General features: G+C 65.5%; 20 protein-coding genes. 12 read left to right on the forward strand and 8 right to left on the reverse strand.

Features of this window, described 5'->3' with window-relative positions:
- Positions 1-181: 181 nt before the first annotated feature.
- Positions 182-415, reverse strand: coding sequence for a LuxR C-terminal-related transcriptional regulator (locus RFA01S_RS28060; RefSeq protein WP_032367970.1), 234 nt, complete (start codon positions 413-415; stop codon positions 182-184).
- Between the two features lie 339 nt (positions 416-754).
- Between RFA01S_RS28060 and RFA01S_RS01035 the strand changes: the two genes are divergently transcribed.
- Positions 755-1,993, forward strand: coding sequence for a TetR/AcrR family transcriptional regulator (locus tag RFA01S_RS01035; protein WP_032407735.1), 1,239 nt, complete (start codon positions 755-757; stop codon positions 1,991-1,993).
- A 21-nt stretch (positions 1,994-2,014) separates the two neighbouring features.
- Here the strand turns inward: RFA01S_RS01035 and RFA01S_RS01040 are convergent, their stop codons facing one another.
- Complete coding sequence (locus tag RFA01S_RS01040) at positions 2,015-2,605, reverse strand: cytochrome b/b6 domain-containing protein (RefSeq protein ID WP_032407736.1); 591 nt, start codon at positions 2,603-2,605, stop codon at positions 2,015-2,017.
- Positions 2,589-3,314: a molybdopterin-dependent oxidoreductase gene (locus tag RFA01S_RS01045; RefSeq protein ID WP_032367969.1), complete on the reverse strand. Its 726-nt coding sequence runs from the start codon at positions 3,312-3,314 to the stop codon at positions 2,589-2,591. The genes RFA01S_RS01040 and RFA01S_RS01045 overlap by 17 nt, the downstream gene beginning before the upstream one ends.
- Before the next feature lie 91 nt (positions 3,315-3,405).
- On the opposite strand from RFA01S_RS01045, the gene RFA01S_RS01050 reads away from it, so the two are divergent.
- A complete protein-coding gene (locus RFA01S_RS01050) occupies positions 3,406-3,831 on the forward strand; it encodes a pyridoxamine 5'-phosphate oxidase family protein (RefSeq protein ID WP_032367642.1) in 426 nt (141 codons plus the stop codon).
- A gap of 5 nt (positions 3,832-3,836) precedes the next feature.
- Here RFA01S_RS01050 and RFA01S_RS01055 read toward each other — a convergent pair whose 3' ends face one another.
- Both RFA01S_RS01055 and leuS read right to left on the reverse strand, forming a co-directional pair.
- Positions 3,837-5,111 carry a lipase family protein gene (locus RFA01S_RS01055; RefSeq protein WP_032407737.1) on the reverse strand — a complete coding sequence of 425 codons (1,275 nt, stop codon included), beginning with the start codon at positions 5,109-5,111 and terminating at the stop codon, positions 3,837-3,839.
- A gap of 88 nt (positions 5,112-5,199) precedes the next feature.
- Complete coding sequence (gene leuS / locus RFA01S_RS01060; RefSeq protein ID WP_032407738.1) at positions 5,200-8,022, reverse strand: leucine--tRNA ligase; 2,823 nt, start codon at positions 8,020-8,022, stop codon at positions 5,200-5,202.
- A 68-nt stretch (positions 8,023-8,090) separates the two neighbouring features.
- On the opposite strand from leuS, the gene RFA01S_RS01065 reads away from it, so the two are divergent.
- The 4 genes from RFA01S_RS01065 to gad are packed head-to-tail and all read left to right on the forward strand — an operon-like array spanning position 8,091 to position 11,877.
- Positions 8,091-8,495 carry an SdpI family protein gene (locus RFA01S_RS01065; RefSeq protein WP_032407798.1) on the forward strand — a complete coding sequence of 135 codons (405 nt, stop codon included), beginning with the start codon at positions 8,091-8,093 and terminating at the stop codon, positions 8,493-8,495.
- Positions 8,496-8,499: 4 nt separating this feature from the next.
- Positions 8,500-9,480 carry a DUF1648 domain-containing protein gene (locus RFA01S_RS01070; RefSeq protein ID WP_032407739.1) on the forward strand — a complete coding sequence of 327 codons (981 nt, stop codon included), beginning with the start codon at positions 8,500-8,502 and terminating at the stop codon, positions 9,478-9,480.
- Positions 9,481-9,488: 8 nt separating this feature from the next.
- Positions 9,489-10,484 (forward strand): bile acid:sodium symporter family protein, encoded by a 996-nt coding sequence (locus RFA01S_RS01075; RefSeq protein WP_027495024.1) that lies wholly within the window; start codon positions 9,489-9,491, stop codon positions 10,482-10,484.
- A gap of 31 nt (positions 10,485-10,515) precedes the next feature.
- Positions 10,516-11,877: a glutamate decarboxylase gene (gad, locus tag RFA01S_RS01080; protein WP_032407740.1), complete on the forward strand. Its 1,362-nt coding sequence runs from the start codon at positions 10,516-10,518 to the stop codon at positions 11,875-11,877.
- 72 nt (positions 11,878-11,949) lie between these two features.
- On the opposite strand, the gene RFA01S_RS01085 is transcribed toward gad, so the two are convergent.
- Complete coding sequence (locus RFA01S_RS01085; RefSeq protein WP_032371389.1) at positions 11,950-12,567, reverse strand: YqgE/AlgH family protein; 618 nt, start codon at positions 12,565-12,567, stop codon at positions 11,950-11,952.
- Between the two features lie 54 nt (positions 12,568-12,621).
- The gene (locus RFA01S_RS01090) at positions 12,622-13,311 is read right to left on the reverse strand and encodes a TetR/AcrR family transcriptional regulator (protein ID WP_032407741.1); all 690 of its coding nucleotides are present in this window, start codon (positions 13,309-13,311) and stop codon (positions 12,622-12,624) included.
- A 117-nt stretch (positions 13,312-13,428) separates the two neighbouring features.
- Here RFA01S_RS01090 and RFA01S_RS01095 point away from each other — a divergent pair, with 117 nt between their 5' ends.
- Genes RFA01S_RS01095 through RFA01S_RS01105 form a run of 3 tightly spaced genes read left to right on the forward strand, consistent with a single transcriptional unit; the run spans position 13,429 to position 17,228 of the window.
- Positions 13,429-14,361: an NAD-dependent epimerase/dehydratase family protein gene (locus RFA01S_RS01095; RefSeq protein ID WP_032407742.1), complete on the forward strand. Its 933-nt coding sequence runs from the start codon at positions 13,429-13,431 to the stop codon at positions 14,359-14,361.
- 24 nt (positions 14,362-14,385) lie between these two features.
- Positions 14,386-15,672: an MFS transporter gene (locus RFA01S_RS01100; protein WP_032407743.1), complete on the forward strand. Its 1,287-nt coding sequence runs from the start codon at positions 14,386-14,388 to the stop codon at positions 15,670-15,672.
- A gap of 59 nt (positions 15,673-15,731) precedes the next feature.
- Positions 15,732-17,228: a glycoside hydrolase family 183 protein gene (locus tag RFA01S_RS01105; RefSeq protein WP_032407744.1), complete on the forward strand. Its 1,497-nt coding sequence runs from the start codon at positions 15,732-15,734 to the stop codon at positions 17,226-17,228.
- Positions 17,229-17,278: 50 nt separating this feature from the next.
- Here the strand turns inward: RFA01S_RS01105 and RFA01S_RS01110 are convergent, their stop codons facing one another.
- Positions 17,279-18,745 (reverse strand): CCA tRNA nucleotidyltransferase, encoded by a 1,467-nt coding sequence (locus RFA01S_RS01110; protein ID WP_032371394.1) that lies wholly within the window; start codon positions 18,743-18,745, stop codon positions 17,279-17,281.
- A gap of 101 nt (positions 18,746-18,846) precedes the next feature.
- On the opposite strand from RFA01S_RS01110, the gene RFA01S_RS01115 reads away from it, so the two are divergent.
- Genes RFA01S_RS01115 through murJ form a run of 3 tightly spaced genes read left to right on the forward strand, consistent with a single transcriptional unit; the run spans position 18,847 to position 26,014 of the window.
- The gene (locus RFA01S_RS01115; RefSeq protein ID WP_032373580.1) at positions 18,847-19,422 is read left to right on the forward strand and encodes an NUDIX hydrolase; all 576 of its coding nucleotides are present in this window, start codon (positions 18,847-18,849) and stop codon (positions 19,420-19,422) included.
- 2 nt (positions 19,423-19,424) lie between these two features.
- A complete protein-coding gene (locus RFA01S_RS01120) occupies positions 19,425-21,827 on the forward strand; it encodes a DUF6049 family protein (protein WP_238325139.1) in 2,403 nt (800 codons plus the stop codon).
- Complete coding sequence (gene murJ / locus RFA01S_RS01125; protein ID WP_072691971.1) at positions 21,824-26,014, forward strand: murein biosynthesis integral membrane protein MurJ; 4,191 nt, start codon at positions 21,824-21,826, stop codon at positions 26,012-26,014. Before RFA01S_RS01120 ends, murJ begins: the two co-directional genes overlap by 4 nt.
- Positions 26,015-26,038: the final 24 nt, after the last annotated feature.

Consider the following 26,038-nt stretch of genomic DNA (forward strand, 5'->3'; position numbering starts at 1 on the left):
ACATGAGCTTCGTCCCCGGCGTTGTTCACAGGACCGACTGCATCTCCCTCTTCACCCTTGCCAGTGGACGAATGGAGTCTTCTCATTCACTCGGATGATCTATCGCTTACGGTCCGGGGCGGCGACTGCCAAAGAGCTCGGGAACGCATCCACAGGCTTCAGCAACGCGGACAACCTAGCTTCAGAGCTCGTCCAGTTTCACGATGCCGTCTTGCAGGGCGCGCGCGACGAGTGCAGCTTTCGTGGGAGCGGCGCGTCCGACGCGGGAGTACTTGTCGCGGATCCTCGTCAGGTGCGTGTTGACGGTGCCCAATGCGATGTGGAGGCGTGCGCCCACGTCGACCTTGGAATCGCAGTCCAGCCACGCCTTGAGCACGGTGATCTCACGCGCGGTCAGGCCCGGTGAGGTGTACACCCCCACAGCCCGCGCGGGCGCAGGGGTGGGCCTCGCTCCGCCGGGCCTGGTACCGAGTGGAGAGCGGACGCCGCTCGACACCGAGACTCGCGAATAAAGTTGGGGTCGATGACTCGTCGCTACCATCTTGGCCTCCTGATGCAATCGGCCTACGGACCGATCTGAATCTGACCACGGTTGCCGAACTCTATGCAACACAAGCTTATTCGAGGCTTTACTCCACAAAGCATGTCCGGCTACACCATGCTTTAGTTGAAACTAAACAGCAGGATCCGGACCATCCAATTGCTATAGTTCAAGATCCAACAATGCGGTGCAGGTGGACGAAGGCGGTAGTCGGTGAACCAGAAATCACTCCCACGGGAGCAGTTCCTTCAGGCCGGATATCGCCTGCTCGGTGAGATGGACACGACCGATCTTGCGCGCTCGCTCTCGATCTCGGCCGTCGTCGAACGCGCGGGGCTGTCGCACCAAACTTTCCACAACACGTACCCCGGTAACTCTCGCGGCGGCGGGTCCGGCGGCAAGGAAGCTTTCGTCGAAGACCTCCTCGACCACCTCACACTCGATTACACCGGCACGGCTGCTCCTACCGGCACGCAGGACGTGAAAGCTCCGGTGTCGGCCCTGTTCGACGACCTCACGTCCGGTCTCATGCGACGTCGCCTCGTGGCAGTGCTGCTGGCTGCCGACCACAACGGTGCCCGTAAGGCCGTCATCCCCGAGTTCGAGCGCTTCGACACCGACCTGCGATCCATCATCGGCCGAGCGGTGCAGGCTCACGGCGGATCGTTGCGTCAACCACTGTCGCTGACAAACCTCTCGGCGGTCGTCGGGGCTCTGCTCGATGGGCTGGCGCTCCGGGAGGTGCTCACGCCGGGCTCGGTGTCCTCCGACGACGTTGCATCGGCCACCAACTCGATTCTCCAGTGGGCCATAGACCCACTGCATTCTGACCGCACCGTTGCCCAACCCGATCCGGGCGAAATCTCGGATGCTCTGCGGCCCGACCTCGAGGCCGACGTGATCGCGGCGACCGAAACTCTGTTCGTCGACAACGGCTACTTCCTGGTCACCCTGGCCGACATCGCGGCGGCGGCGAAGATCCGCGTAGAAGACCTTCGACGACTGTTTCCGAGCAAGGTCGACATCATCGTTGCGGCGCTGAAGCCCGAATTCGACCGTGTGCTCCGGCTCCGTCGCGCCGACGAACGCCTCGGAGTCGACCCCGCCACCGCACTGCAACGCACGTTGGTTTCGTTGGGCGAGTTCGTCATCGACAATCGAGCCATGAGCTCGGGCATGCTGCTCGCGTTGAGCTTCGAACAGTTCCATCAACCGAGCACCATCACGACGGTCATCGAAAACCTCTACCTCCCGTCCGCTGTGGTCCCCATCCTCGAACGCGGACGTGAAAGCGGCGTGTTCAGCGACGACGCGCCGGCACTCGAAGCCGCAATCATGTTGACCAACAACGTTCTCTTCCGCTGCCTGACGCGTCCTGCGGAGTCCGCAACCGAAGTGGCGCAGGGTGTCCTGCGAATACTGATGCCCGGTGTTGCGATACGGCCGGCGTGAGGACGCTCGACTGAACTGTTGTCACCACTCCGGATGCTCGTGCTCTGCCCACTCCCTGGTCACGGCACCCTGTGTCATTCCGCGCATTGCTTCCGGGTCACGCCAGGCGTAGGTGATGTGACCGGCGACGAGTAGCCCGAATCCCAGGGCGAACCAGTCGTGTACGAAGGTCGCGCCGATGCGCCAGTCCAACGGACTCCACGACGAGAAGTACATGACGACGCCGGTACCGAGGAGTACAAGAATCGACCCGGCGCTCAGTGCACCGTTCAGCTTCTGGCCGGCGTTGAATTTCCCGACCCCCACCGCCCCGAGTCGACGTGCTTTGGAGCGCAACCACTTCCAGTCGTCGGCGACGAATCTGTTGAGACGGCCGAGGTCCGTGCGATAGCTGCGTGAGACTGCACCGAGGATCAACGGAATCGGCAACAGAAAGCCCGACCACACGTGCACGAACTCCACCACCGGACGATTGCCGACGAGTACCGCGAGTGACCCGATGTACAGAATCGCAGCGGTCACCATGCACACGATCACCAAGACCCCGACTGTCCAGTGCACGTACCGTTCGACTCGGTCGAACCGGGCGCGGTCGTCAGCTCGTGGGGTCATCTCGACGTCCGTTCGACTCGCCGACGTACGCATCGATGTCGTATCCGCGTTTCTCCCAGTATCCGGGAACCACGTTGTCCGTCAGCTCGATTCCGCCGAGCCACTTGATGCTCTTGTAGCCGTACATCGAAGCGACGAACAGCCGCACCGGACCTCCGTGATCGTGGGTGACGGGGCCGTCGAGCATGGTCAACGCAACCAGCACGTCGTCGCGACGGGCCTGCTCGAGCGTCAGGCTCTCGGTATACGTGCCGTCGAACGAGGTGAACCGCACCGACGTCGCCGACGCGGTGGGTGCGACGGCATCGAGGACATCCGCCAATCGCACTCCGCTCCAGGCAACTTCGGGTACCCGCCATCCCGTCACGCACTGGAAGTCACGTACCAACGACGTCTGCGGCATCGCGCGGAGGTCCTGCAGCGTGAACGTGCGCGGTGTGTCGACGGAACCGCCCACCGTCAGGGCATAGGAGTTCTCGTCCTTGCGCGGCGCGCCCTGCGTCACCGAATAGAACCGAAAATTGTTCCCGACGGGAATCAGTCCGATCAGTCCCGTCGGATCGTGATTTCCGAGCGGCCCGAGTACGGACGCGAGACCCTTCTGGACCGCGCCCCCACCGACGATGCCCGCGACCCCGGCCGCCACCAGGCCGAGCACGACTCGGCGACCCACGGGACTACCCGCAATCTTCGGCTCGTCGATCGGCATCCCTCCACTGTCCACGGCGGACCAGGATCAGGCCACATCGGGCGTCGAATCAGGTCTGGAACTTCGCCCGGGGAAGTCTTACGGTTGATTCATGGCACTGTCGAAGACAGAACGCGAAGAGTATCTGGCCGAATCGCATATCGCCGCCCTCTCGGTAGCGGCCGGGGCGGACCGTGGCCCGCTGACGGTACCGATCTGGTACGACTACACCCCCGGCGGTGAAGCCTGGGTGTTGACCGGTGCCACGTCCAAGAAGGCCCAATTGATCAGGACTGCAGGGCGATTCACCCTGATGATCGAGCAGTCCGATCCGACGATCCGCTACGTCAGCGTCGAGGGCCCCGTGGCGCGAGAGGAGCCGAGCACCCCGGAGCTGCTGCGCGCCATGGCAGCCCGTTACCTGCCCCCGGAGAAGGTCGACGGCTACCTCGAGATGGCCAACCGAGAGCACGAGGAGAACGTGGTGTTCTACCTGCGCCCCGAACACTGGCTGTCTGCCGATCTCGGGGCCATCTGAGAGAACTACGAAGTCGGGGTCAAGGCATTGCCGGGCGGGATCGTCACACAGTTGCTGTGCGTCGGCCCACCGCTGAACCGTTCGGTCAGGAACTGCAGGCTCTGCGCCTCGAATACCGGGAAGGCGTCGCTGTGCGTCAGGCCGTCGTACTGCGCGTACTGCACATCCACGCCCCGGCCGCAGTAGCCGTACGCCAGTCCCTGCACGTCGCCGGTGATCATGACGGTGTCGCCGATCGGATCGGCGTGACCGACGGCCAGAAACATCGGCGTCCGCGGGGTGCCCTGGCTGCCCATGATGTTGTCGTCGATCGCCGCCACCACCTCGGGTACATCCAGCAGGGAGGTGTACGGGGCCTTCACCATCGAGGCGTCGGTGAGCGTGGGGTAGTCGTCGGCGAACTGGGCGATGCACTCCTGATCGACCTGATCGATCACCTCGAAGCCGTAGTCGGAGACGAAGCTGTTCAGGTCGAGGCCGTACGCGCGGTCGTAGGCGACGATCAGTGCCGGGATGACACCCGCCCACTCTCTGTTACCGCTGACGTACGGAAGGTTGTGAGCCAGGTCGACCGGTAGCCCGCCGGCCGCCGCACCGACCAGATTCAGCTCGGGTGCGTACTCGGGGCCAACTTCGGCACCCCACTGCGTCGGGACGGATCCACCGGAGTAACCGACCATGCCGACGGGCGTGCTCGACGGAAGCTGCAGGAGGGACTGCGCGGCACGAATGCCGTCCAGAGCGGCGTAGCCCGACTGCCGCCCGATCGTCCATTCGAGCTCCTCGCCCTCGTAATCCGGCACGACGACGGTGTAGCCGGCTGCAAGGTAACCGGCAATGACCGTCTGTTCCGCGCCGGCAATGGGACTCGTGGACCCGCCGCTGAGGGTGTACGAGGGATTGCATTGCGAGCCGAGGGCGTCGTACGCCATGTGGTACGAGACGATCCGCGTCGGCCCGGGGATCAAGGGCCGCAGCACTGTGGCGACCGTGACGACGCCGTCGCCCTGCTGGTCGGTAGTCCTGTAGAGCACCTGGCTGCCTGTGATCGGCGTCGGCTGGGTGGGGGTACGGAACGTCATGGACCTCGACCGCAGCACCGTTCCCGGGGAGACGTCCAGGCCGCCGTCCCAATCGTAGAACGGATCGTCGGCAGGAATCGGTGAGCCGGGTCCCGGATCTGCTTGTGCGACAGGGACACTCACCAGAGTTACGGACCCGAGAAGCAGTACGACGGAGGCGATCAGCCTCAACGCAAACCCTCTACCAGCCAGTGACATGCAACAAATTAAACCCCCGCGAGCTCGAAGTTATGGACGGAAATCGCAAGATTTTCATCCATAACTTCGAGTTCGGCGGAGGCGGGGGTTACTTCAGAACGATGTTCACCATGCGACCAGGGATCACGATGATCTTGGTCGGGGCCTTCCCGTCCAGCAGGGCCACGATTTTCTCGTCTTCCAATGCCGTCTTCTCGACGTCGTCCTTCGTCGCATCGGCAGAGACCGTGATGCGGCTGCGGACTTTGCCGTTGACCTGGATGGGGTAGTCGACGGTATCGGCGACCAACCACTTCTTCTCCACGCGCGGGAATGGCCCGTGCGCCAACGACTTCTCGTGTCCGAGCCTGCCCCACAAGTCCTCGGCGAGGTGCGGCGCCAGGGGAGCGAGCATCAGGATCAGCGGCTCCACCACACCGCGTGGAGCACCGTCCGGGTACGCCTTGGTGATGTGGTTGGTCAGCTCGATCAACTTGGCACCGGCCGTATTGTCGCGCAGCGCAGCGTAATCCGCGTGCACACCGTCGATCACCCGGTTGAGCACTCGCAGGGTGTCCTCGGTGGGCTTGGCGTCGGTGACGCGAACCTCGCCGGTCACCTCGTCGAGCACCAGTCGCCACACGCGCTGCAGGAAGCGCTGCGCGCCGACGACGTCCTTCGTCGCCCACGGGCGTGAGGTGTCCAGCGGACCCATCGACATCTCGTAGACACGCAGGGTGTCGGCACCGTACTCGGCGAAGATCTCGTCGGGCGAGACCGAGTTCTTCAACGACTTACCCATTTTGCCGTACTCACGGTTGACGGGCTGGTCCTGGTAGAAGTAGCCGCCGTCGCGTTCGACGACCTCGGCTGCAGGTACGTAGACCCCGCGGGAATCGGTGTACGCGTAGGCCTGGATGTAACCCTGGTTGTACAGGCGTCGGTAGGGCTCGCTCGAGCTGACGTGACCCAGATCGAACAGCACCTTGTGCCAGAAGCGCGAGTACAGCAGGTGCAACACCGCATGCTCGACGCCACCGACGTAGAGATCCACTCCGCCCGGATCGTTGGGTCCGTGGATTTCGGGACGCGGCCCCACCCAGTACTTTTCGTTCTCCGGGTCTGCGAAGGCCTCGGAGTTGGTGGGGTCGACGTAGCGCAGCTGGTACCAGGAGCTGCCGGCCCACTGCGGCATCACGTTGGTGTCGCGGGTGTAGGTCTGCAGTCCGTCGCCCAGATCGAGTTCGACGTTGACCCACTCGTCGGCCTTGGCCAGCGGTGGGGACGGCTCGGAGCTGGCGTCGTCAGGATCGAACGAGACCGGGGCGTAGTTCTCGATCTCGGGAAGTTCCACCGGCAGAGCAGAATCGGGCAGTCCGTGCAGGTTGCCTTCGGAATCCCAGACGATCGGGAACGGCTCGCCCCAGTAGCGCTGGCGCGCGAACAGCCAGTCGCGCAACTTGTACTGAATGGTGCCGCGGCCCTTGCCTTCTGATTCCAGGCGTGCAATGACGGCGGCTTTGGCCTCGTCGACCGGCAGGCCGTCGAGGAAGCCGGAGTTCACCAGCGCACCGTCGCCAACGTACGCTGCCTCGGTGACGTCACCGCCCGAAATGACCTCGCGCACAGGCAGATCGAATGCCGTCGCGAACTCCCAGTCACGTGCGTCGTGGCCTGGAACGGCCATGATGGCACCGGTGCCGTACCCGGTCAGCACGTAGTCGGCGATGAACACCGGCACCTGCTCACCGTTGACCGGGTTCTCGGCGTACGCACCGATGAAGACGCCGGTCTTCTCCTTGTTCTCCTGCCGCTCGAGATCGGACTTCGCGGCGATCGACGCGCGGTATGCGGCAACGGCTTCGGCCGGTGTCGCGGCGCCGCCGGTCCACTTGTCCGAAATTCCTGCAGGCCACTGCTCGGCCACCATGCCGTCGACCAGATCGTGCTCGGGCGCGAGCACGACGTAGGTGGCACCGAACAGCGTGTCCGGACGGGTAGTGAACACCTCGATCCCGGAGAACGAGACCTGCGCTCCGCGAGAGCGTCCGATCCAGTTGCGCTGCATGGTCTTGACCTTCTCGGGCCAATCCAGGTATTCGAGGTCGTCGACCAGCCGATCGGAGTACGCAGTGATGCGCATCATCCACTGGCGCAGGTTCTTTCGGAAGACCGGGAAGTTGCCGCGATCGCTACGTCCGTCGGCGGTGACCTCCTCGTTGGCCAGCACGGTACCCAGGCCAGGGCACCAGTTGACCATCGAGTTGGACTCGTACACCAAACGGAAGCCGTCGATCACCTCGCGGCGTTCACCGACGGTCAGCGACTCCCAGGAGCGGCCGTCGTCCAAGGTCCGCTCACCCGAGGCGAATTCCGCCTCCAGCTCCGAGATGGGGCGCGCCTTGCCGAGCTCGTCGTCGAACCAGGCATTGAAGATCTGCAGGAAGATCCACTGCGTCCAGTGGTAGAAGTCGACATCCGTCGTCGCCAGGGACCGTCGACGATCGTGCCCGAGACCCAGGCGACGCAGCTGGCGTCGCATGTTGACGATGTTGTCCTCGGTGGTGCTGCGCGGATGCGTACCCGTCTGCACGGCGTACTGCTCGGCGGGCAGTCCGAAGGCGTCGTAGCCCAGTGCGTGCAGCACGTTGCGTCCCTGCATGCGGTGGTATCGCGCGAAGACATCGGTGGCGATGTAGCCCAGGGGGTGCCCGACATGCAGGCCGCTGCCCGACGGGTACGGGAACATGTCCTGGACGAAGAGCTTGTCCTTCGGGACGTCTCCGGCGAGCGCTCCGACCGGGTTGGGCGCGTCGAAGGTGCCCTGCGATTCCCACAGGTCCTGCCACTGCTCCTCGATGCGCCCGGCGAGTTCGGCTGTGTAGCGGTACTCGGGAACGGACTCGGTGGATGCTTCAACGGAATCGGTCACACATACCAGCCTAAAGTGTGACGCGGCCCGCCTGGTACCAGGACCTCGCTGCGCCGTATCCTGGCCAGGTGGTCATCGTCTCGGTTGTGTTGTTCGTGCTCGCCCTCGTCGTCGGGGCTGTCGCTGCCCTGTCGCTGCTCGGCCGGCTCCCGCGCAATCGTTTCGCCGGTGTCCGTACCCCAGAGGCAATGCGCGACGACGAGACGTTCGTCCTCGCGAACCGTGTCGCCGGCCCGACCACAGCAGCATCTGCGCTGGTACTGGCCATCGGCGGCGTAGCCGCACTCGCACTGAGCGGCATCGCAGCGGTCGTCGGAGTGGTCGTTGCCCTCACTGCAGCGCTGTTCATCGCCGCAGCCGGCGGATCCATCGGTGCCCGCGCAGCCGCGGCAGTGCCGGCACCCGCCGAGGCCGACGGATGCGGACAATCGTGCATCTCGTGCAGCCTCAAGGACGCCTGCCAGCCGAGCTGAGCGCATGAAACAGAAGAGTCTGCGCACCTTCGATCCTGCCGGAGTCGTCTTCGGCGTCGTCCTCCCGCTCGCGGTTGCCGCTCTCTGCCTCGTCCTGGCCTATCTGTGGGAGGGTCGCCTGCCGGACCAGGTGGCGACTCACTTCAGCGGAACCCAGCCGGACGACTTCTCCGATCCGCTCGCCAACGCCTGGACCGTCGCCATCGTCATCGTGTTGGTCGGCGGCGGTGTGAGCGCGGTGGCCGCCCTGGCCCGAGTGCTGCTGATCATGCGTCGGACGATGTTGATCATCGGGCTTACCGTCGTCGGGACGATCGGCGTGCTGGAGATCGCGACCCTCGCACGCGAACTCGACCTACCCACCGAGCAGAGCGTCACCATTCCCGGCTGGGCCATCGCCGTCGGTACCGTTGCCGGGTTCGCAATCGGACTGTTCGGAGCGACACGCCTGCGGGATCACCGCGAACGCGTCGTCGCCACCGCACCCCTGCACACCGACCTACCTCGGTGCGGCCTCGAACTGCCGCTGGTGGTTCCCGTCGGAGCCAGCCGCGTCGCCGCAGTCACGGTGATCGCGCTGTCTGCGGCTGGAGCCAGCGTGACGTGCTACCTCTCGAATTCGCCGTGGCCGATCTTTCTGTTCGTTCCGCTGACCATCCTGATCCTGTCCCTACTGCGATTCACCGTGCACATCGACAGCGACGGTCTCTACGTCTCGAGCCTGGGAATGGCGGCATTCGACTACGACATCGCCGAGATCACCGGTGCCTCGGTGCGGACGGTGAACCCGGCCAAGGACTTCGGCGGGTGGGGTCTTCGAGCGAAGGGCCGCGGCAACTACGCCGTCGCCACCGAAGCCGGGCCGGCGGCATTCGTCACCTTCGCCAACGGTGATCGACTGACCATCGGAACCGCAGCCGCCGACACGATCGCGGGAACGCTCAACACCCTCACCGACCGTGCCCGCACCACCACTGCGGACTGAGTGGCCGAGTGAAAGCGTTGCGGGACACCGTCCTGGATCCCTTCCTGCTGAGCATCTTCGCGGTCGCCGCGCTGGCGAGCATCTTCCCCGCGTCGGGAACCGCCGAGGACGTTCTCGGCTGGGTGACACGCGTCGCCATCGGGCTGCTGTTTCTCATCTACGGCGCGCGACTGTCCCCACGTGACGCCTGGGAAGGCGTCAAACACTGGCGCTTGCACTCGGTGATCCTGGCGTCGACGTACCTGCTGTTCCCCGCGCTCGGCCTGGCCCTGAGGGTCCTCGAACCGAGTCTGCTCAGCGAGGACCTCTACACCGGAGTGCTGTTCCTCTGCCTGGTGCCCTCGACCGTCCAATCCTCGATCGCCTTCACCTCCATCGCCCGAGGCAACGTGGCCGGTGCCGTGGTGAGCGCGTCGTTCTCCAACATCCTCGGCGTGTTCGTCACCCCGCTGCTGGTGCTCGCGCTGATGACCACCACGGGTTCGGCGAGCATAGATCCCAGCTCGATCCTCGACATCGTTGCGCAGCTGCTGCTCCCGTTCGCCGTCGGTCAGTTGCTCCGACCCTGGGTGACGGGCTGGCTGACCCGCCACAGCGCGTCGACGAAGCTCGTCGACCGGGGATCGATTCTGCTGGTCGTCTTTTCCGCCTTCAGCGCATCGATGAATCAACACGTGTGGTCCTCGGTCGCCCTGTGGCGCATCGGCATCGTCGTCGCCGTGTGCATCCTGCTGCTCGCCCTCGTTCTGACGATCACCTGGTACGCAGGCAAGTGGTTCGGTTTCTCGCTCGAGGATCGTCTGGTGCTGCTGTTCTGCGGATCCAAGAAGAGCCTGGCGAGCGGACTGCCGATGGCCGCCGTGCTGTTCGTCGGCCAACCCATCGGGTTGATCGTCCTGCCGCTGTTGCTGTTCCATCAGATCCAACTGATGGTGTGCACCGTCATCGCTCAGCATTTCGCGCGTCGACCGGAACCGAGCCCGGCGGCGGTCGTCGCGGACTAGGTTGGTGTCAGTCGAGAAATCGGAGAAGACAATGCCCAGGAAACTGCACACGGACGGCGTCGTCTCTGCCGCCTACACCGGCCGGCTCGCCACCGATCCTGTACCCGCACTGCGACTCCCCGAGAATCAACTCGACCCCGACGCCGCCTACCGCTACATCCACGACGAACTGATGCTCGACGGCAGCTCACGCCTCAACCTGGCGACGTTCGTCACCACCTGGATGGATCCGCAGGCCGAAAAGCTGATGGCGGAAACGTTCGACAAGAACATGATCGACAAGGACGAGTACCCGTCCACCGCGGCCATCGAAGAACGCTGCGTCAACATCGTCGCGGACCTGTTCCACGCACCCGGCCTCGACCGCAAGGACCCGTCGTCGGCCACCGGCGTGTCCACCATCGGCTCCAGTGAAGCAGTCATGCTGGCGGGGTTGGCGCTCAAGTGGCGCTGGCGGGCGAAGGGCGCCGGGACAGGAACCCCGAACCTGGTGTTGGGCAGCAATGTCCAGGTGGTGTGGGAGAAATTCTGTCGCTACTTCGACGTCGAACCCAAGTACCTGCCCGTCGAGCGCGGTCGCTACGTCATCACCCCGGAACAGGTTCGGGACGCGGTGGACGAGAACACCATCGGCGTCGTGGCGATTCTCGGCACCACGTTCACCGGTGAACTCGAACCGGTACAGGAAATCTGCGCCGTCCTCGACGAGATCGCCGGCGGCGGTGGACCCGACGTACCGGTTCACGTCGACGCGGCCAGCGGTGGTTTCGTCGTACCGTTCTTGTACCCGGAGCTCGAATGGGACTTCCGTCTGCCTCGGGTCAAGTCCATCAACGCCAGCGGACACAAGTACGGATTGACCTATCCGGGAATCGGATTCGCCATCTGGCGGACCAAGGAAGACTTGCCCGAGGATCTCGTGTTCCGCGTGAACTACCTCGGCGGCGACATGCCCACCTTCACGCTGAACTTCTCGAGGCCGGGCAATCAGGTCATCGGCCAGTACTACAATTTTCTGCGCCTGGGCCGGTCCGGCTACACCGACATCATGAGAGCACTGCGCGACACCGCAGTTCGCGTCAGCACTCATCTCGCGGGACATCCAGACATCGACGTAATCACCGACGGATCGGCCATCCCGGTCCTGTCGTTCATGTTGAAAGAGCACTGCGAGTTCACCGTGTTCGACGTGTCCCACGAACTGCGAGCCCGCGGCTGGCAGGTGCCGGCGTACACGATGCCCGACAACGCCACCGACGTCGCCGTACTCAGAATCGTCGTCCGCGAGGGCTTCAGCGCAGACCTCGGCCGCATGCTGTGCATCGCCATCGACGAGGTGATCGACGGTCTGAAATCGGGCGGACACTCGACCGCGCGGGCTTTTTCGCACTAGGTTGCGTCCTGGGTCGTGAGTGGAAACTCGACCCCTGCTACGAAGTTCCGCGCACGTGCGGCGCAGCCGCTCTCAGTTCCGTTCGACGTCGATCGGGTGGGATGCCAACAGCGCCAACGGCATCGGCTGACGACGCAGCACCTGCGCCCACAGGTCGACGCGCGGCGGACCGATCACGTCGGAAGCCAAGGCCGACAACACGATCCAGTCTTCTCGGTCCAGTTCACCTTCGAGCTGCCCGAACGTCCACCCCGAGTACCCGGCGAAGATGCGCACACCCTCCACGTACGGCGCGATGTCTGCGGGGTCGGAATCCAGATCGACCATCACCACCCGGCCGTCGACTCGGCGCAGACCGGCGACCCCGTCGATCGACGCGCCGGTGCGCAGCGTGGCCAGACACAGTGCCGAATCACGCTTGACCGGACCACCGACGTACAGGGCCCGCGGCTTCGCGGCGAGCTCGGACCAATCGGGCAGCACGTTCTGCACCGCGGTCTCACTGGGGCGATTGATCACGACGCCGAGACTGCCCGCGTCGTTGTGTTCGATGATGTAGATAACGGTGCGCCGAAACGTGGGCTCCACGAGTTCGATGGACGACACCAGCAGACTGCCGGGACGAACATCGTGCAGTGCCGACGCCGTCCGGTCCTCGGGTTCCTCCGCATGCGCTGCCACATCAGCCATTGTGGCACCGCACACCGCCGGATGTGGCACAAGCACGACGGCCAGTCCTCGGTCCTACTCGAGCCCGGCAATCTTCGTCAGAATCCCCAACTGGAACTCGAACAACGCGTCCCGGTCAGCGAACGTCGTCGCGCCGTACTGATCGAACACGTCGAAGTTGATCGCACCGAACAGTGACGCCCACACCATCACGCCCAATGCGATGAGCTCGTCGGGCAGGTCCATGTCCATCTGGGCGCGGATGTCCTCGAAACTTGCGTGCAGCGACGCCAACTCGGTGGGTGCCGATTCGATGTCCGGGCGACGGATGTCCCAGGCCGACTGCAGGACTGCTACCAATGTGGTGATCACCCGAGTCCCCGGGCCGGTGGTCTGTTCGGCGGGCGCGTGGTAACCGGGTACGGGGCTGCCGAAGAGCAGCGCGTACCGGGCCGGCTCTCGCAGTCCCCATCGACGCACCGCCCGGCTCAACGCCCGGAATTCGTCGGCGGGGCCGTCCGCTGCGTCGACAGCCGCGTCGACTTCGTCGCCCAGCTCGGAATACGCGTCGACGACGAGCAACGTCAGTAGTTCGTCCCGGCTCGAGACGTAGCGATAGACCGCCGAGGAGACGACGCCCAGATCTCGGGCGACCGCGCGAAGCGACAGGGCAGCAGCACCGTCTGCGGCCAGGTGCTCGCGTCCGATGCGGGTGATGTCGCTCAGAGTCTGGGCGCGGGCTCGGGTACGCGGAGTGCTCGCCATGCTCGCTACTGTAACTGCCGCTCTTTTCCGAGAGCAATGCTCTTGCTTTTCTCCGAGCAGAGGTGCACACTCGACACATCAGAGAGCACCGCTCTCGTTTACCGAAACGGAGTAGCCATGTCAGAACTTCACGTCGTCACCGGTGCCGGACCCGTCGGCTGGACGATCGCCGAACAGCTTGCCGCGCAGGGACATACGGTGCGGATCCTCACTCGATCCGGAAGCGGGCCACAGCATCCGAACATCGAACGGCGATCGGTCGACGTCGAGTCCGACGACCTCCGAGCGCACGTCGACGGAGCAACCGCCATCTATCACTGCACCCACGCCGCCTACGAGAACACGGTGTGGCGCGACAAGCTCGAGGCGATGGAACGACGTGTGCTCGACGCGGCCGCGGGCACGGTCGTCGTGTTCCCCGAAAGTCTCTACGCCTACGGCCGGATCGACGGGCCCATTCGCGAGGACTCGCCCAGAAATGCCACGTTCCGAAAGCTGGGTGTGCGCACCGAACTCCTGGCCGCACGCGACGCTCACTCGACCCCCACCGTCAGCATCGCGGCATCCGACTTCTACGGCCCACGGGTGCTCGTCTCGCACATGGGAGAACGTGTGGTCGCCAATGTGCTCGCCGGTAAGACCATTCGGGTGATCGGGGCCGCGAACCTACCCCATTCCTTCACGTACGTGCCGGATTTCGCAGCCGCGATGATCGTCGCAGCCGCACGACCGTCCACGTGGAACACCGTCCTGCATGCACCGACCGCCCCCGCGGTGACTCAGCGGGAGATGATCGAGATGTACTCCGCTGCAGCGGACTTGCCGACTCCGAAGATCGGTGCCGTGCCGGCTTGGGTCATGCGAGCACTGGGGCTCGTTTCCGGTCCGATGAAAGAGCTGGGGGACACCCTGTACCAATTCCGCTACCCCTACATCCTCGATTCGAGCCACAGCGAGCGCGTTCTCGGCCTCGAGCCCACCCCTCTCGCCGACGGCACGGCCGCCACGATCGCATGGTGGAAGGCAGACAAGCCCGCCGTATCGGTGTGACCGACGCGGGATAGAGTCCCGTCGGTGAACGACGCCTCCTTTCGTACCCGCCTACGTGAGTCCCCGGGCGTCGGCAAGCTCACCACTGTTCGTTTCGCCGGCCAGTTCGGTGATGGATTGTTCCAAGCCGCATTGAGCGGTGCCATCCTGTTCAATCCCGAACGCGCCACCAACCCCGCCGAGATCGCCGCCGGTTTCGCTGTTCTGCTCGTGCCCTACTCGTTGGTGGGCCCGTTCGCAGGTGCGCTGTTGGACCGCTGGGATCGTCGATCGGTTCTGTTGTGGGCCAATATCGTTCGCATCGTTCTCATCACCGCTACCGCCGGGCTTCTGTGTGCCGGGGTCGACGCCACGCCGCTGCTGCTGTTGGCTCTGGCCACCGTGGGGCTCAGTCGGTTCGTCCTGGCGGGCGCGTCGGCATCCTTGCCGCATGTGGTGCGGCAATCGTGGCTGGTGCCGATGAACTCGGTGCTGGCCACCGTCGGCTCCGGTTTCGCGGCGGCCGGTGCGGGACTGGCGGTCGCAGTGATCGGTGCCGTCGGAGCGGGGGATGTCGGTTCGGGTGTAGCCGTGGGGCTGGCCGCGACCGGCTCGGTGGTCGGTGCTGTTGCGGCCGGACGGTTCGCGCCGCGGTCTCTCGGTCCCGATACGGACGATCGGCCCGGCAACCCGCTGAAAGATGTTGCCGCCGGCCTGAAATCGGGTGCCCTGGCGGTGTGGCGGTCCCCGGGCGTGACCACCGCGATGATCGGCATCGGGGCACACCGCATCGTGTTCGGCATCAACACCCTCATCATGGTGCTGGTGCTGCGGGAGAGCACGCAGAGTTCCCTGCCCGGCGGCCTCGCCGGCTTCGGCATTGCCGTCGGAGCAACGGCCACCGGAATGTTCCTCGCCGCCGTCATCGCCCCGTTCGCCGTCCCGCGGTTCGGCCGCACCCGCACCATCGCCACGGCCCTCGTCCTGGCCATCGCCGCTCAGGTCGGTGCCGTCTCCGGCCTCACCCAGACCAGTCTGCTGCTCGGCGCATTTCTCCTCGGCATCGCCGGGCAGACCGTCAAACTCAGTGGGGACGCGGCCATGCAGATCGAGATCGACGACGCGCATCGCGGACGAGTCTTCGCGTTGCAGGACACCGTGTTCAACGTCGCGTTCGTCGGCGCCCTCGCCGCGGCCGCATTCGCCGTCGGACCCGACGCCACGGAGCTGAGCCAGGATCCCACTGCGCACGCGCTGGTGTTCGTCGGAGCAGGGATCTACGCCGTCGGCTTCGTCGCAGCGATACTCAACACGAGGCGCGCACCGCGCTGACGTGGTGTATCTTGCCGTATCGGACCGCTAGGTTTCGTCGGACAACACGGGGGCACCGCATGCATGGCCGCACGACGTCGCTCGGCTGCATCATCGCGGTTGCCGCAGGTACAGCCGTTCTTGCCGCACCCCCCGCGTACGCGGCGCCGCCACCGCCGGTGAATTCCTGTGGAGAAACCGGATTCGACCCCAAGGACTACCAACCAGAGCCCATCGGGGCCGGCAATCCGCCGCAGCTGCCGCCGTTGCCGGATCGTGTGGTGATCCCCGTGCCGTATCCGTCGATCGAACTCGTGCCGGTGCCCGACCCGCCGCCGAACAACACCCGTGTCCAGGCGGAACCGTCGACCGACCCGTGCGCGGACCCCTGCCCCGACCTCACCGACGCCACGGAGTCGCCCACCACCGGCTCTGCAGACCATCTGCCGTTCCCTCGCATCGAGATCGACCCGCAACCCGAGACCATTCCCATCCCGATTCCCGGCCCCGGTGGAACTCCGGGAACCCCGCCGCCGGCACCCGCCGTGACCGCGGCGGAGTCCGGGCCGACGACGGTACCGCCGGTGGCACCGGCCGTCGGACACGTCGAGGTGGTCTCGCAGCTGACCGGACCGGGATCGGAGAACCGCACCGACAAGCGCTGGCAGGTCGACGGCACCGACCTCGGCATCATGTGGGAGAGCAAACCGGGCGAGGTCGCCGTCGTATTCGGCGATTCCTTCGGCAGGGGTTGGGAATTCGGTGTGGTCGGCGGAGAGGATTGGCGGTCGAACGTACTGGGACTCAGCACCGACACCGACCTGTCCGACGGTATGACCCTGGACTCGATGGTGCAGGATTCCCGCTGTCACGCAGCCGAATTACTACCCTCGCGCAAGATCAAGAATTGGGAGACCACCGTCATCCCCACGTCCGGGTTCGCGATCGACGACCGGCAGTACATGTCGTACATGTCCATCCGGCGCTGGAGCACGATCCCCGGCATGTGGTGGACCAACTACGGCGGCATCGCCTACTCGGACGACAACGGATCCACCTGGGTCAAGGACGAACATGCCAAGTGGGACAATGTCTTCGGGTTTTCCAAGTTCCAGGTTTCGACGATGGTCCCGGCGGGGGAGTACGTGTACATGTTCGGCACCGTCAACGGTCGCGCCGGACAGGTCGGCCTGGCACGCGTCCCGAAAGCGGACGTACTGAACAAGACCGCCTACCAGTACTGGGTGAACGGCACCTGGGCTCCCGTCGGATCGAACGAGGCCACCCCCATCGCCGACGGTATGGCCGGGGAACTGTCGGTCCATCACGACGAGGCCCGAGACCTCTGGCAGATGACGTATCTGGATCCGTTACGCGGCGATATCGTTCTGCGCGAAGCGAATTCACCGCAGGGCCAGTGGACCGCCCCGAGCACCCTGATCGACACCGCCGAGTACCCCAAGACCTACGGCGGCTTCATTCATCCATGGTCCACGGCGAACGAGCTGTACTTCACCGTCTCGGAGTGGGACAGCTACAACGTCTATCTCGTCAAGGCCGAGCTTCGCTCGTCGTGAGTGGAAACTCGTAGTGGGCTACGAAGTTCCGCGCACGTGCGCGGGACGCGCTACTGCGTCGGCCACCACTCGAGCAGCGCCGCTTCGGCGTCCTCACGTGAGAGTGGTCCCCGATCGAGGCGCAGTTCCTTCAGGTATTTCCACGCCTTGCCCACGTCGGGACCGGCGGGGATACCGAGCAGCTCCATGATCGCGTTGCCGTCGAGGTCGGGACGAACCCGCGCCAGGTCCTCCTGCTCGGCGATGCGGGCGATGCGCTCTTCGAGATCGTCGTAAGTGGCTTGCAGGGCAGCCGCTCGACGCTTGTTCCTGGTGGTCGAATCGGCTCGAACCAGCTTGTGCAGCTTGGGCAGTAGCTCGCCGGCATCGGTGGCGTAGCGACGCACCGCCGAGTCGGTCCACTGACCCTTGCCGTACCCGTGGAATCGCAGATGCAGGAACACCAGATGCGAGACGTCCTCGATCATCTTCTTCGAGTACTTCAACGCGCGCATACGCTTTCGCACCATCTTGGCCCCGACGACCTCATGGTGGTGAAAGCTGACGCCGCCGCCGGGCTCGTTACGTTTGGTATCGGGCTTGCCGATGTCGTGCAGCAGTGCGGCCCAACGCAATACGAGATCGGGGTCGCCGTCCTCGAGGTCGATGGCCTGCTTCAGAACGGTCAACGAATGCCAGTACACGTCCTTGTGCTGATGATGCTCGTCGATTTCGAGCTTCATGTTCGGCACCTCGGGAATGATGCGCTGAGCCAGACCGGTCTCGCACATCACGTCGATGCCCTCGATCGGGTGGGCACCGAGAATCAGCTTGTCCAGCTCCACCTGAATGCGCTCGGCGGTGATGCGGTCGATCTGATCGGCCATGTCGACGATGGCGCTGTGCACCCGCGGCAGCAACGAGAAACCGAGTTGCGACACGAAACGAGCCGCGCGCAGCATCCGCAGCGGATCGTCACCGAACGACGTTTCCGGTGCCGACGGGGTATCGAGAACGCCCTCGAGCAACGCGTCCATGCCGCCGAGCGGATCGACGAACTCCTGCACGCCGTCCGCACCCAACCGCACGGCCATGGCGTTGACGGTGAAATCGCGTCGAACGAGATCTTCTTCGAGGCTGCTGCCGTACTGCACCTCGGGGTTACGCGAGACCTGGTCGTACGAATCGGTGCGGAACGTCGTGATCTCGATCTGCTGGCCGTCCTTGGCCGCACTGATCGTTCCGAACGCGATGCCCGTATCCCACTGATGGTCCGCCCACCCGGACAGCAGCGTCTGAACGACCTCCGGCCTGGCGTCGGTGGTGAAATCCAGATCGGTTCCCAAACGACCGAGAACCGCGTCCCGAACGGACCCACCGACGAGGTAGAGCTCGTGGCCCGCGGCGGCGAACAACGCGCCCAGCGGGGTCAATACCGGCGCGAGTTCACGCAACGTCACCGCAGCTGCAGCCAGCAACCTTTCCCGGCGCGCATCGGCGTGCTCGGGGGAAACGGAAGACAGGGACTGATCGGCCACGGTGGAAGAGCCTACTGGCGCAGTACCGACCGGATCGTCTCGGCCATCGGCCACGGTGCGGCAAGCCGGGGCGGGGCGCCGAGGCAACTAGTATGGATCGGGTGTCTGCTGCCGAACGTGCGAACAGGAGCCGCCGCAACCCGCGGCGGCGTCAAGCACGCGCCGACACCGAAGCACCCAAGCTGCGGACCGTCCGAGAAACCTCTGCCGGAGGCCTGGTGGTCGACGGCCTCGACGGCCCGCCTGCCACCCGCTGCGCAGCCCTGATCGGCCGCACCGACCGGCGCGGACGCCTGCTCTGGTCCCTGCCCAAAGGACACATCGAGCAGGGCGAAACCGCCGAGCAGACGGCCATGCGCGAGGTCGCCGAGGAGACCGGCATCCGCGGCACCGTGCTGGCGTCGCTGGGAAGCATCGACTACTGGTTCGTCACCGAAGGCCGCCGAGTCCACAAGACCGTTCACCACTATCTCCTCCGCTTCCTGGGCGGTGAACTGTCCGACGAGGATCTCGAGGTCACCGAAGTCGCCTGGGTACCGCTGAGCGAACTGCCGTCCCGACTCGCCTACGCCGACGAACGCAAACTCGCCGCCATCGCCACCCGACTCATCGAGGACATGAACGGCGAGCAGACAACCGGCGGCGACACGAACGCACCCACGCCCGGCGGGAAGTGATCGTGCGGGCCCGGAAGGTCGCTGCCGCCGCATTGACCTCGTTTTTCCTCGCTGCAGCGCCGGCCGTCGGCACCGCAGCACTGGGACCCCAACAGCTCCCTACTGCCGCGGCGCAGCCAGATTCCGCCGGAGACACCAGCGGTACGACCAGCGCCGTTCCCGATACCCCGATGACGCAGTCCGGCGATCCGTTCCTGACGCTGAGCATCGACACGGTCGCCCCCTCGACGGTCACCACCAGCAGCGATCCGTTCGTCACGGTTCGCGCGACAGTGAAGAACACCGGCGATCGACGCGTCGACGACGTCAGCGTTCGCCTACAGGGTGCGGCGGCCATCGACACGACGTCCGGTCTGCGGACCTCGCTCACCCTCGACCAGGAAAGGTTCGACCGCGTCGGGACTTTCGTCACGGTCGCGGAGTCGCTGGAAAAGGACCAGAGCCGCCAGTTCGATCTGTCGATGCAGCTACGAAGCAGCACCGAGCCCTCCCTCGGGATCGACGCTCCCGGTGTCTACCCCCTGCTTCTCAACGTCAACGGAACCCCCGAATACGGCGGGACGGCTCGACTCGACGACGCCCGCTTCCTGCTACCCGTCGTGGGACTGCCGCGGAATCCCGGTCAGCTCGACCCCGCAGCGCCCGACGCGATGCCGCTACCGCCCAACACCCGGAATCCCGTAGCGATGACGGTGTTGTGGCCACTCGCCGACATTCCCCGTCTCGCAGCCGGAATCCCCGGTTCCATCGACGATCGAGTGCGTTTGATCGACGACGACCTGGCGACCCAGCTCGCCGCTGGTGGTCGCCTCGATACCCTGCTCAAAGCCCTGGAATTCGCGACGCAGCCCGGTCTCGATCCCGACGGCAAACTGGCGTCGAGCCTGTGTATCGGCATCGATCCCGACCTGCTGGTCACGGTCTCGAACATGACCCGCGGCTACCTCGTCGTCGACAACCCGGCCGATCCGGCCAGCTCCGCGCGGGAGGGCTCCGGCAGCGGGGCCGCAGCCCAGTGGTTGACGCGGCTCGAGGCACTGGCGTCGAACACGTGCGTGACGGCCCTACCGTTCGCTCAGGCCGACCTCGCCGCCGTCGCCGACATCGGTGATTCCTCGCTGCTCAGCAGTGCGGTCGCCGCCCCGGCCGACATCGTCGACGGCATCCTCGGCATCAGCTCGGTACGCGGTTTCACCTGGAGTGCCACCGGCGGCGTCGACGCGGGCGCTGCCGACGCGCTGAGATCGTCGGGAACCGGGACCGTCCTCGTCGCCGACAACAGCATCAGCCCACCCACGTCGTCGCCGACGTCTCTGCTGGTGTCCACCGACACCGCGCCGACCGCCGCCGATCCGACCGGCACCTTGGCCGCCACCCACTACGACTCGGCGACCACCGCGGCACTGGCCGGCGTCGGGACGACCCCGTCGACCCCGGCCTTGACCCCGGCGAATCAACGCTTCGACCTGGGCACCGACTCTCGCACCGCACGGCTGCAGGACGCCCTCGGCGCCATCAATTTCCACGCCCTCGTCGGTGCCGATCGACCCGGCCGCACGGTGACCGTCGCACCGCCGCAGTACTGGACCGCGGGAGGAGACGAACCCTCGGCAATCCTGTCGACTGTGTCCTCGCTGTTGCGTTCGGGCCTGGCGACGCCTCGTCCGCTGCCCGGCCTGATCACCGAGCCTCCCACCGGAATCCCGGTGACCAGCATCGATGTGCCGACCGATCTCGATGCGTCCGCCATCGACACGGTGCGAACACAGAGCGCACGCGTGGACACCCTGGCGCAGTCGGTGGTCGAGGATCCCCAGTCCGCACTGACTCCGCGCCTGTACACCGCCCCGCTGCGAGAGGACATGCTCCGCGCCTTGTCGACCGCGGGTCGCGCCAGCGCCGAGGGCGAGGACGCCGCGGCCATGGCACGCACCCGTCTCACCGCGACCCGCGTCGGACTCGACACCGTCTACGGATCGGTGACCGTGCTGGCCCCGGGCGGCGTCTACACACTGGCCTCCGAGCAGAGTCCGCTGCTGCTCGTGGCCCGCAACGACCTACCGGTGCCGGTCAACGTGCTCCTCCGAGTGGACGCGCCACCGGAGATGACGATCAGCGACGTCGGTGTGACTCAACTTCCGGCGCGCGGATCGCGAACCATCACCGTGCCCGCCGAGGTGGACGACAAACGCAATCTGTCGGTCGACTTCTCCGTCACCACGCTCGACGGCACCCGGCTCGGCGAGGTATCGACGGTGTCGGTTCGATCGAACGCATACGGTCAAGCTCTCGCGATAATTACCGCCTGCGCCGGCGCGCTCCTACTGTTGCTTGCAGGCCGACGACTCTGGCACCGATTCCGAGGACAACCCGACCCGGCCGACGAAGGGTACGAGAGACCATGACAGGCAATGTGCCGTACGACGGCGACCTGCCCCGGTCACGCATGCCCGCAGCGCAGGTGTTCCGGCGCACGACGCCCCCACGCCCCGCCCCCTGGGAGCGGCAACCACGACCGGAGATGCGTTCCTATCCGGCACCGCCCCCGCTCGACGGTCAACCGGCAGCGGACGACTCCGCAACTCAGCTCATCCCACGGTTCCGGGACGAGGACTACCCACCCGCCGCGCCGTCAGGGAACATTCCTCCGCCGCAGACACCACCGGGCGGCAACGAGTCACCACCGCAGCCCGAACCCAGACCTCAGAAATCGTTGCTGGCCGCGTCGGGCTCGATCGCCGTTGCGACCCTCGTCAGCCGGATCACCGGATTCGCCAAGCAAGTAGCCATGACGGCCACCCTGGGTGCCGGCCTGGCCAGTGCGTTCACCGTCTCGACGATTCTCCCGAACATGATCTCCGAGCTGGTGCTCGGTGCCGTCCTCGGAGCGATCGTCGTTCCTGTCCTGGTACGCGCAGAACAAGAGGACGCCGACGGCGGACGTGACTTCGTCCGACGCCTGTTCACCATTGCGGTCGCGCTGCTCGGCACCGTGGCGTTGGCCGCAACCATCGCTGCGCCGCTGCTGGCGCGTCTGATGCTCAACGGTGATCCGAAGGTCAACGAGGACCTGACCATTGCCTTCACCTATCTGGTGTTGCCTGCGCTGATGTTCTACGGGCTCTCCGGCTTGCTCACCGCGGTGTTGAACACCCGACAGAACTTCAAACCCGGTGCGTGGGCACCGGTGTTCAACAACCTCGTGGTACTTGCGGTGTTCGGCATCTACTTCCTGATGCCGGGTGAGATCACCGTCAACCCGGTCGACATGACGAACCCGCAGCTGTTGATCATCGGTCTCGGCGTCACCACCGGTGTCATCACGCAGGTGCTGGCGCTGATCCCTGCGCTCCGCCGCGAGAAGATCGACCTGCGCCCACTCTGGGGATTCGACGCGCGCCTGAAGAAGTTCGGCGCGATGGCGGCCGCAATCGTGCTCTACGTCGTCATCAGTCAGATCGGTCTGATCGTCGCCACCAACATCTCGTCGGGAGCCGACGACGCGAGCCCCACGATCTATTCCCAGGCCTGGATCGTGCTGCAGTTGCCCTACGGCATCCTCGGCGTCACGGTTCTGACGGCGATCATGCCCCGACTCAGTCGTAATGCCGCCAACGGTGACACGCCCTCGGTCGTCGACGATCTCTCCGTCGCCACTCGGCTGACGATGGTCGCGATGGTCCCGATCGTCGTGTTCCTGACGTTCGCGGGGCCGTGGGTGGGCGAGGCGCTGTACGGGTTCGGCAAGTTTGCGCCCGACGCCAACCGGCTGGGTGAGGCCGTGAGCTGGTCGGCGTTCTCCCTTATCCCGTACGCGCTGGTCCTGATCCACCTGCGCGTGTTCTACGCCCGCGAGCAGGCCTGGACGCCCACCTGGATCGTCCTCGGCATCACCGCCGTCAAGATCGGCCTGTCGTTGCTCGCCCCGATCGTCGCAACCGATCCGGAACAAGTGGTGCTGCTCCTCGGCACCGCGACCGGCCTCGGCTACACGGCCGGTGCCGTCATCGGCGGATACCTGCTGCACAAGAGCCTCGGCAACCTGCGGATGGCCAACGTCGGGAAGACTGTCTGGCTGGTTCTCATCGCCTCGCTGGCCGGCGGCGCAGCCATGCTCGCCATCGACCGGATCGTCGGATTCGACGCCATGGCGAACGGCTGGATCGGCAACTTCGTGCGCGTCGCGATGGACGCCGTCATCATGCTCGGCATCACGTTCTCCATCCTGTGGTTCGGCAAGATTCCCGAAGTACTGGCCGTCACCGTCGCGTTGAGCCGGCTCGTCCGCCGGGTCCTCGGACGGTCGGCCCCGCCCGAGCCTGCGACGTCCGGTTCGGTGCCGGATCCGGCTGCCGCGGAAACCAGCGTGATTCCTGTTATTCGAACCGAGCCCACATGGGACACTGCGCGGGATCGACTCCCGTACCCTGGTCAACGGCACCCGGGGGCAAACGCCCCTGCAGGTCGACCGCTTGTAGAACAACACGGGGCATATTCGCCTGAAGGAGTAACAGTGACCGACGACGATGTTGCTGGGGGGCCGGCACAGTCTCCAGCAAACGAAGCCGACCGAACGAGCGGCGGAGTCGAAGTCGACACCCAGGACCGCACCGAGCCCGTGAAGGCCCAGTCTGCTGCGTCGTCGAAAACACCCGAGTCGAAAACACCCGAGTCGAAGACAGCGGACCCGAAAGCACCTGGTTCTTCGGAGAAGCCGAGCACACCCAGCACGCCTGAGTCGGCGGCAGCATCGAGCGCCGAGGCCACCGAGAAGAAGGAAACCAAGGCGTCCGCTCCCAAGGATCAGACGATCGCTATCTCCAAGGCCGCGCTGGCGGCCAAGCCGTCGGACAAGACCGTCTCCATCTCGAAGGCGAAGCTGCCGGTCGACGACGCGAGCAAGGCCGAGCCGAAGACCGACAGCACACCGGTGGAGGCGACGAAGAAGTCAGCTGCAGTCGACACACCAGTAGCACCGAAGCCGACGACGGACAAAGCTGCCGAAAAACCAGCCGAGGACCAGGCCACCGCGGACGCCCCCGGGCGCACCCTTCGCGGACCGACGCTGATTCCCGGCGCTTCGGTGGCCGGCGGACGCTACCGCCTGTTGGCACCGCACGGTGGAGCTCGCGGGCTCAAGTTCTGGCAGGCCCACGACGTCAAGCTCGACCGCGAGGTCGCGTTGACGTTCGTCGATGCCGATCAGCAGTCCACGGCATCACCCAACGACCGCACTCAGGGCCCGCAGGCAATCCTGTCCCGGACGCTGCGCCTCGGCCGGATCAACTCTCCCGGTCTCGCCCGGGTGCTCGACGTGGTGCGCGGTAGCTCCGGCGGCATCGTCGTCGCCGAGTGGACTCCCGGTCGCTCGCTGCGCGAGATGGCCGATACGGTTCCGGCCCCCACCGGTGCCGCCCGTGCGATCAAGGTCCTGGCCGCCGCGGCCGAGGCTGCGCACCGAAGCGGCGGCGCACTGTCGATCGACCACCCCGATCGCGTACGCATCAGTACCAGCGGCAACGCCGTCCTGGCGTTTCCCGCGACTCTGGCGGACGCCGACTCCAGTTCGGACGTCCGTGGTCTCGGTGCCATGCTCTACGCCCTGATCACTGCACGCTGGCCGTTGTCGGACACCACCGGAGAAGCCGTCGTTCCCGGTGACGCGGCATCCCTGCGCAGCGTCGGCGGCATGCGTCCGGCCGATCGGGACGACAAGGGTGCGCCGCGCGAGCCTCGCGAAATTCGCCCCGACGTTCCGTTCGAGATCTCTGCCGTCGCGGTACGAGCGCTCGAGCAGAACAGTGGCATTCGCACCGCCGCGACGGTGCAGCACGTTCTCGATCAGGCCGCGGTGGTCAACGACAAGACCGACCTGATGCCGGCACTGCGACTGGGCCAGCGTGCCCCGGGAGCCAGCGGTCACTCGCTCGCGGACCCGGAAGAGCTGGCCGCAGAGAAGGCGAAGTCGACGCGAACCAACATCGCCATCGCCGTTCTCGGCGCTCTGACGGTGCTGATTCTGGCGTTCGCCGGCTATTGGTTGTTCACCTCCATCGCGGGCGACAACACCGATGCGCCGCTGGACAGCCAGGAGTTCGGACTGACGACCCCGGCTGCCGCACCGCCGGCCGGCGACACCGCTGCGCCCCCGGCGCCGACGGGAGGGCCCGTCGCGATGAGCGATGTCAGCGTCTTCTCCCCACAGGGGTCTGCAGACAACCCGGGCACGGCATCGAACGTGATCGACAACAACCCCAGCACGGCCTGGACCACCGACTCCTACTTCCAGCAGTTCCCGGCACTGAAGAACGGTGTCGGATTGCTCGTCACCATCCCGTCGTCGACGTTGAAGAACGCGTGGATCGAATCGACGTCGCCGGGAACGGTCGTCGAGATCAGGTCCGCTCCCAACGATTCACCGAGCCTCGGCGACACCACGGTGCTCGGTGAAGCCACTCTGCAGAACGGCCGCACCGACATCGCGCTCGACGGCACCGAACCCACCGGCAACGTCCTGGTGTGGATCACCTCCCTCGGAGAGCAGGGTGGCCGCATCGCTACCTCGATCTCCGGGATCGGTTTCGACACGTAAAACCGGCGATACAGAGGCAAATCG

It is taken from the genome of Rhodococcoides fascians NBRC 12155 = LMG 3623 (genome assembly GCF_001894785.1).
GTDB lineage: Bacteria > Actinomycetota > Actinomycetes > Mycobacteriales > Mycobacteriaceae > Rhodococcoides > Rhodococcoides fascians.

Coding starts and splice junctions, on each gene's coding strand:
- RFA01S_RS01095 (WP_032407742.1), top strand. CDS start 13,429: ATGTCAGAACTTCACGTCGTCACCGGTGCCGGACCCGTCGGCTGGACG.
- RFA01S_RS01085 (WP_032371389.1), bottom strand. CDS start 12,567: ATGGCTGATGTGGCAGCGCATGCGGAGGAACCCGAGGACCGGACGGCG.
- RFA01S_RS01055 (WP_032407737.1), bottom strand. CDS start 5,111: ATGTCACTGGCTGGTAGAGGGTTTGCGTTGAGGCTGATCGCCTCCGTC.
- RFA01S_RS01050 (WP_032367642.1), top strand. CDS start 3,406: ATGGCACTGTCGAAGACAGAACGCGAAGAGTATCTGGCCGAATCGCAT.
- RFA01S_RS01045 (WP_032367969.1), bottom strand. CDS start 3,314: ATGCCGATCGACGAGCCGAAGATTGCGGGTAGTCCCGTGGGTCGCCGA.
- RFA01S_RS01040 (WP_032407736.1), bottom strand. CDS start 2,605: ATGACCCCACGAGCTGACGACCGCGCCCGGTTCGACCGAGTCGAACGG.
- murJ (WP_072691971.1), top strand. CDS start 21,824: ATGACAGGCAATGTGCCGTACGACGGCGACCTGCCCCGGTCACGCATG.
- RFA01S_RS01090 (WP_032407741.1), bottom strand. CDS start 13,311: ATGGCGAGCACTCCGCGTACCCGAGCCCGCGCCCAGACTCTGAGCGAC.
- RFA01S_RS01070 (WP_032407739.1), top strand. CDS start 8,500: ATGAAACAGAAGAGTCTGCGCACCTTCGATCCTGCCGGAGTCGTCTTC.
- RFA01S_RS01105 (WP_032407744.1), top strand. CDS start 15,732: ATGCATGGCCGCACGACGTCGCTCGGCTGCATCATCGCGGTTGCCGCA.
- gad (WP_032407740.1), top strand. CDS start 10,516: ATGCCCAGGAAACTGCACACGGACGGCGTCGTCTCTGCCGCCTACACC.